Origin of the sequence: Flavobacterium sp. (assembly GCF_023151265.1) — a bacterium.
GTDB lineage: Bacteria > Bacteroidota > Bacteroidia > Flavobacteriales > Flavobacteriaceae > Flavobacterium.
On record NZ_JAKLJH010000153.1, the window covers coordinates 1 to 5956 of the forward strand.

Genomic DNA, 5956 nt, shown 5'->3' on the forward strand with positions numbered 1-5956 from the left:
CTAAAAAAAGAAGTAAAATTTGAAGGCAAAATTACTGGAGTTGAAATTGATGCAGCTGTTGTAGAATTGGCAACAAAATACTTCGGGTTAGGAAAATATGAAAACGTTTCAATTGTGGTAGACGACGCTTTTGAGTTTGTTTTAAAGACCAAAGAAAAATATGATTTGATTATTATTGATATTTTTCAAGATACTACAATGCCTAATTTTTTATTTGAAGATTTCTTTATTAATAGAATTAATTTTTTACTTAATGTAAATGGATTTATATTATTCAATACCATGACTTTAGACTATCAAGACAGAAGAAGAAACGCTACTTACAAAAGTAAATTTGATAGCAATTATTCGGTGCGATTATATCCCAAAATAGAAGTTCACAACGAATTGTTTACTATAAAAAAACTACAATAACTTTCTAGCTTTTTCTAAATCTTCTGGAGTGTCAATTCCGATGCTTCCGTGCGAAGTTTCTACCATTTTAATGCGTTTTCCGTATTCTAGATAACGAAGTTGTTCTAATTTTTCAGAAGCTTCTAAGGACAACATTGGTAATCTGTAAAAATCCATTAAAGCTTGTTTTCTGAAAGCGTATATTCCAATATGTTTCATATAACGAACTCCTACATTCTCTTCTCGTGGAAATGGAATTACCGAACGCGAAAAGTATAAAGCAAATCCTTGTTGATCTGTGATTACTTTTACGTTATTCGGATTATTAATCTCTTCTTTATCAGAAATTTGAAACATTAAAGAACCTAAATCAACTTTCTTTTCAGTATCATTTTTGAAGACTTCAATTAATTCTTTTAAAGGTTTTTTATTGATAAAAGGCTCGTCGCCTTGAACGTTAATTACAACGTCAACATCCATATTTTCAACAGCTTCTGCAATTCTATCGCTTCCGCTTTCGTGTTCTTTTATCGACATGATGGCTTTACCTCCATTCGAAATAATTTCATTATAAATTAAATCAGAATCGGTAACCACAAAAACATCATCAAATAAAGTCGTGGAAATAGCTGCTTCATACGTTCTAAGAATTACGGTTTTGCCTCCCAAATCTTGCATTAATTTTGCAGGGAAACGTGTGGAAGCATATCGAGCAGGAATTACAGCTATAATTTTCATATTGATTTTATTTGATTACAAAAGTATTAATTTTCGAAAAACTCGTCCTTAAATCCGATTAAATATAATTTTTCTTCTGCTCGGGTGATGGCGGTGTACAACCAGCGGACATAATCGATATCAATTCCGTCTGGTAAATAAGGTTGTTCTACAAAAACCGTTTTCCATTGACCACCTTGCGATTTGTGACATGTAATAGCATAAGAAAATTTCACCTGAAGTGCATTGAAATAAGGGTTTTCTTTTACTTTTTGCAGTTTTTTATATTGTTGGCGTTCTTCTTCATAATCTAATAAAATTTCCTGATACAATTTATTCGATTCTTCATAAGTTAACGAAGGTGATTCGCTCATAATCGTATCTAAAATAATAACGGTGTCAAACGGAATTTGATTTGGATAATCGACCATTCTGATTTTTACGGTGGCGAATTTGAATCCGTACAGTTCTTGAATTTTTCTAATTTCTAGAATTTCTACAATATCGCCATTAGCAATAAATCCGGCTTCTGATTCTTCTTTTAGCCAGAAATAATTGTTTTTCACCACCATTAAATAATCTCCCGTAGAAATTTCACTTTCTTTAGATAAAATAGAAGCTCTAATTTGTTGGTTGTATTGATTGGCTCTTTTATTCGAGCGCAAAATAAAAACGGTATCTTCTATACTATAATTGTCATACGCTTGATGAATTGCATCTTGAATATCATAACCATCTTGCAAACGAACAATGTCTTTAAATCCTTTTAATTTGAATTGGAACGTATCAATAAAATGCGAATGCAATAATTCTCGTAATTGAGTCGCATTATACAAAATTCCAGAATGCTCGGCTTGTCGCATGACTTCATCTAACTCAATATGATGTACATTTTTTTGATAATGAAGCGAAAGTGAATCAATATCCAAAGCTGGACTCACACTCATATTAACTGGTGGCAACTGAGCGGTATCTCCTATTAATAACAACTTGCAATTTTTTCCGGCATCCACATAAAAAAACAAATCATCTAACAAAGAACCATTTTCATATAATTTAGAATCTTGATTCGTATCGGAAATCATGGAAGATTCATCGACTATAAATAAGGTGTTTTTAAATTTATTTTGCTGCAAAGTGAAACTTACTCCACCTGCTTTATTTTTTTTAGGGAAATAAATACGTTTGTGAATCGTAAAAGCTGGCTTTCCTGAGTAATTACTTATTACTTTTGCTGCTCTACCTGTTGGAGCAAGAAGCACAGCTTTCATATTAACATCTCCTAAATTATTAATTACGGTAGAAATTATTGTTGTTTTACCTGTTCCGGCATAACCTTTGAGTACAAAAATATCATCAGAAGTCGAGTTTAAAATAAAATCGGCTATTTTCTGAAAAAAAATATCCTGTTTTAGAGTGGGTTGATGAGGGAAATTATTCTGTAATAAATTGTAAAACAGCTTATATGTCATAAAAAATGATTTGGCCAATATTAATTTTTCAAATATACTGAATGATTTTTACAAGAAATTCTTTTGTGTAGAAAAAAAAATTGTAGATTTGCGTACCTATTTAACTAAAAATAAATTATTCAAATGTTAGAAATTGCTATTTATTTAGTCGTATTGATTGTTTTAATCTTTGCATTGGTTAAACTAATTGATAAATTTGTTACTCCAGGAAATAAAAAAGTATTCACTATTCTATTATGGGGAATTTCTTTTTTTCTTGTATATTTAATATACTCTTCAATTATGAAACCTATTGAGTTTCAAAATGAAAAAGAGGCTCGTTTTGAAGTTGCTGTTAAAACTATGCTAGACATTAAAAAACTTCAAACAGGTTACAAATCAGTACATGGAAAATATGCAGATACTTTTGATGAATTAATCAAATTTGTTGAAAACGGACAATTTGAAATCGTTTCAAGAAGAGATACTGCTGTTATTGATGCTGCTAAAAATGCTGCTTTTGGTATTAAAGTTGGTGCTGATGGTGTTGGAGGTTTCTTTAAAGATGAGGTTGTCATCACAAAATTAGGTTCTGTTTCTGTAAAAGATTCATTATTTAAAAACTCTGATCGTTATAAAAGACTTAACGCTGTTAAAGTTGGAAGTATTGAAGTTCCTGTATCAATGAAAACTGGTGTTGTTAGTAGAAACGACATGAATCTTTCTGTATTCCAAGCTATTATTGACAAAAATGCTTTATTAAAAGATTTAGATCAAGAATTAGTAAAACAAGAAAATAAAGTAGAATCTATTGACGAAATCAATGGTCCTCAAATTATTTTAGGTTCACTAGAAGAAGTAACTCTTACTGGAAACTGGCCAAAAAAATATGGTAATAACGAATAACGACATTACTCAAAAAACATATAAAAAGTTGTCCATTCAGGTTTCCTTGAGTGGACTTTCTTTTTGTGTCTTTGATTTACTATCAAACAAAGTAATAAACACAATGTCAATTCACTTTGAAAAAAACAAAGTAATTGAAGAACAATTGTGGCGTAATTTTGTCGATTATCCTATTCTTACAAAATCATTTGATGAAGTAATGGTAATTCATGACAATAACTTAAATTCTTTTGTGCCTACTTCCTTATTTGATGTTCATTTTTTAGCAAGTTATTTACAATACAATACCAAAGTTTTTGAAACCGATTTTTTTACACACGACGTTATTTTTCCTTACGAAATGAATAACGTGTATGTTCCTTTCGTAAATATTAACAACTTCTTGTTAGACCAATACGAAACATTTGAATACCAAAATGCGAATTCTATTTTGGTAAAACAACTACTCGATTTGTCCAAAAACAAAGAAGAAAAACAAGTTTTTGTTCACATACAAAAAGAGCATTTTGAAATTGTTGTGGTAAAAAATCAACAATTATTACTTTTTAATTCGTTTCAATATAATACACCTGAGGATTTTATTTACTTCGTTTTATTTACTTGCGAACAATTGCAATTAAATCCAGAAACTATTTCAGTTCAACTTTTTGGAAATTGTTCTGAAGAGGATGCGTTTTATAAAATTGCTTTTAAATACATAAGAAACTGCACTTTACTTGATGTTTCAAACAAAGCTTCAATCTTAGATGTTTCCTCTACCGAATTGCGAAATCACTTTATACTTTATCATTCATGAGAATTATCTCCGGAAAACACAAAGGGCGCCGTTTAGTAGCTCCAAAAAACTTACCTGTTCGTCCTACAACCGACATGTGTAAAGAATCGTTATTCAATATTTTGAATAATTACTTTAATTTTCATGGATTAAAAGTTTTGGATTTATTCTCAGGAACTGGTAATATTAGTTACGAGTTCGCTTCTCGAGGCGCTGGACCAATAACCAGTGTTGATGGCGACATGGGTTGTGTGAATTTCATTAAAAAAACGGCAACTGAACTAGATTTAGATATAAGCGTAATTAAAAGTGATGTTTTCAAATTTTTAGAAAAAAGTAAAGCAAATTATGATATCATTTTTGCTGATCCACCTTATGATTTGAGTCAGGAGAACTTTGAAAGAATCATTCAACTTATTTTTGAAAACGAGCTTTTGGACGAAGAAGGAATGTTAATTGTAGAACATTCAAAACATACTAAATTAGATCATTTGACTAATTTTTCTTTTTCAAAAAATTATGGAGGTTCTGTATTTTCTTTTTACGAATTTGAAAGCGATGAAGAAGAAGATTATGAAGAAGAAGACGAAGGTTAAAATTGTCATAAAATAAAAAAGCAGACCTATAAGCCGGATTCTGTCTCCGATAAATCGAAGCCTTATCATTTATCTAGATTACGCATTACTACGTAACTCAAGCTGCCTACCCTTCAACATCGGACGAGTCGCCCTTATTCTGATTGCTCAAAAACTGCTGATATACTTGGCATTTCACCGCATAGAGTTTACCTGGTTTCACTACAGCATTACCTGTACATACTTTCTGTTGCACTTGTCCTCACCTTTCGGCGGATGGGCGTTACCCACTATGCTACTCTTTGGTGTCCGGACTTTCCTACCATGTTTACACACGGACGATAAGGCGGTCTGCGGTGCAAACTTACAACAAATTCTATCGTTTTAAAGAAATTTTAATAGATAGTTTAACATAATCTTTAGCTTTTAAGAGCTAATATATTCGTAAATTTATAGGTCGCAAATTTATAATACTTAATTCTTATGTCAACTATTTATCACTATGCTTCTGTCTCTGAAGCGCTAAGAAAATTAAGAGAAAAAGGGTTTACATTTGATTTCAATCAAAATGAAGAAGATATAATTTTGCATCCCGAAAATTATACCATCAATCATATTTATCATTACGAAGGTAACTCCAATCCAGATGATGAAGCAACCGTTTACGGAATTGTTTCAAAATATGGATTAAAAGGCGTTTTTGTAACTGGAACTTCAGCTAATTCTTCTGATAAAAATGCTGAAGCTATTTCTAAACTTTCTATTAAAGACAAGCATTCCACAACGCTTTAATAGCAAAATACTAAATTGTGAATAACTTTTATAAAGATTCGCTTCAATTTGGATTTCGGAATTTGCTTTTTGGAAATTCACAACCTATATTTGTGTTTCAATAGAATTTATGGAACAATTTATCGTATCAGCTCGTAAATACCGTCCGCAAACATTTAAAGATGTTGTGGGGCAACAAGCTATTACCAATACTTTGTTGAATGCTATTGAAACCAATCACCTAGCGCAAGCCTTATTGTTTACTGGACCTCGTGGTGTTGGAAAAACGACTTGTGCTCGTATTTTAGCGCGAAAAATCAATCAAGAAGGTTATGATGATCCGTATGAGGATTTTTCGTTTAATGTAT

Annotated in this window: 8 protein-coding genes and 1 other RNA gene; 6 read left to right on the top strand and 3 right to left on the bottom strand. The window is 31.1% G+C overall.

Going from position 1 to position 5956, the window contains the following annotated elements:
• Positions 1 to 414 (top strand): fused MFS/spermidine synthase (locus L6Q46_RS12135; protein WP_291284523.1); only part of this gene is annotated, 414 nt, incomplete at its 5' end.
• Here the strand turns inward: L6Q46_RS12135 and kdsB are convergent.
• Both kdsB and L6Q46_RS12145 read right to left on the bottom strand, forming a co-directional pair.
• Positions 406 to 1131: a 3-deoxy-manno-octulosonate cytidylyltransferase gene (gene kdsB, locus L6Q46_RS12140; RefSeq protein ID WP_291284524.1), complete on the bottom strand. Its 726-nt coding sequence runs from the start codon at positions 1129 to 1131 to the stop codon at positions 406 to 408. The two genes, L6Q46_RS12135 and kdsB, sit on opposite strands and share 9 nt — an antisense overlap.
• A gap of 26 nt (positions 1132 to 1157) precedes the next feature.
• Positions 1158 to 2582: an AAA family ATPase gene (locus L6Q46_RS12145; protein ID WP_291284525.1), complete on the bottom strand. Its 1425-nt coding sequence runs from the start codon at positions 2580 to 2582 to the stop codon at positions 1158 to 1160.
• Positions 2583 to 2705: 123 nt separating this feature from the next.
• Between L6Q46_RS12145 and L6Q46_RS12150 the strand changes: the two genes are divergently transcribed.
• From L6Q46_RS12150 to rsmD, 3 genes are read left to right on the top strand one after another with little or no spacing between them, the layout of a single operon-like run.
• Positions 2706 to 3467 (top strand): hypothetical protein, encoded by a 762-nt coding sequence (locus tag L6Q46_RS12150; protein WP_291284526.1) that lies wholly within the window; start codon positions 2706 to 2708, stop codon positions 3465 to 3467.
• The gene (locus L6Q46_RS12155; RefSeq protein WP_291284527.1) at positions 3451 to 4263 is read left to right on the top strand and encodes a DUF3822 family protein; all 813 of its coding nucleotides are present in this window, start codon (positions 3451 to 3453) and stop codon (positions 4261 to 4263) included. The genes L6Q46_RS12150 and L6Q46_RS12155 overlap by 17 nt, the downstream gene beginning before the upstream one ends.
• Positions 4260 to 4838 (top strand): 16S rRNA (guanine(966)-N(2))-methyltransferase RsmD, encoded by a 579-nt coding sequence (gene rsmD / locus L6Q46_RS12160; protein WP_291284528.1) that lies wholly within the window; start codon positions 4260 to 4262, stop codon positions 4836 to 4838. The genes L6Q46_RS12155 and rsmD overlap by 4 nt, the downstream gene beginning before the upstream one ends.
• Before the next feature lie 13 nt (positions 4839 to 4851).
• On the opposite strand, the gene rnpB is transcribed toward rsmD, so the two are convergent.
• An RNA gene (gene rnpB, locus L6Q46_RS12165) (RNase P RNA component class A) lies at positions 4852 to 5175 on the bottom strand.
• Positions 5176 to 5300: 125 nt separating this feature from the next.
• Between rnpB and L6Q46_RS12170 the strand changes: the two genes are divergently transcribed.
• Both L6Q46_RS12170 and L6Q46_RS12175 read left to right on the top strand, forming a co-directional pair.
• Entirely contained in the window at positions 5301 to 5609 is a 309-nt protein-coding gene (locus L6Q46_RS12170; RefSeq protein WP_291284529.1) for a hypothetical protein, read from the top strand.
• A gap of 109 nt (positions 5610 to 5718) precedes the next feature.
• On the top strand, positions 5719 to 5956 hold a 238-nt coding region (locus tag L6Q46_RS12175), incomplete at its 3' end, for an AAA family ATPase (protein ID WP_291284530.1).

Coding starts and splice junctions, on each gene's coding strand:
- kdsB (WP_291284524.1), bottom strand. CDS start 1,131: ATGAAAATTATAGCTGTAATTCCTGCTCGATATGCTTCCACACGTTTC.
- L6Q46_RS12145 (WP_291284525.1), bottom strand. CDS start 2,582: ATGACATATAAGCTGTTTTACAATTTATTACAGAATAATTTCCCTCAT.
- L6Q46_RS12150 (WP_291284526.1), top strand. CDS start 2,706: ATGTTAGAAATTGCTATTTATTTAGTCGTATTGATTGTTTTAATCTTT.
- L6Q46_RS12155 (WP_291284527.1), top strand. CDS start 3,451: ATGGTAATAACGAATAACGACATTACTCAAAAAACATATAAAAAGTTG.
- rsmD (WP_291284528.1), top strand. CDS start 4,260: ATGAGAATTATCTCCGGAAAACACAAAGGGCGCCGTTTAGTAGCTCCA.
- L6Q46_RS12170 (WP_291284529.1), top strand. CDS start 5,301: ATGTCAACTATTTATCACTATGCTTCTGTCTCTGAAGCGCTAAGAAAA.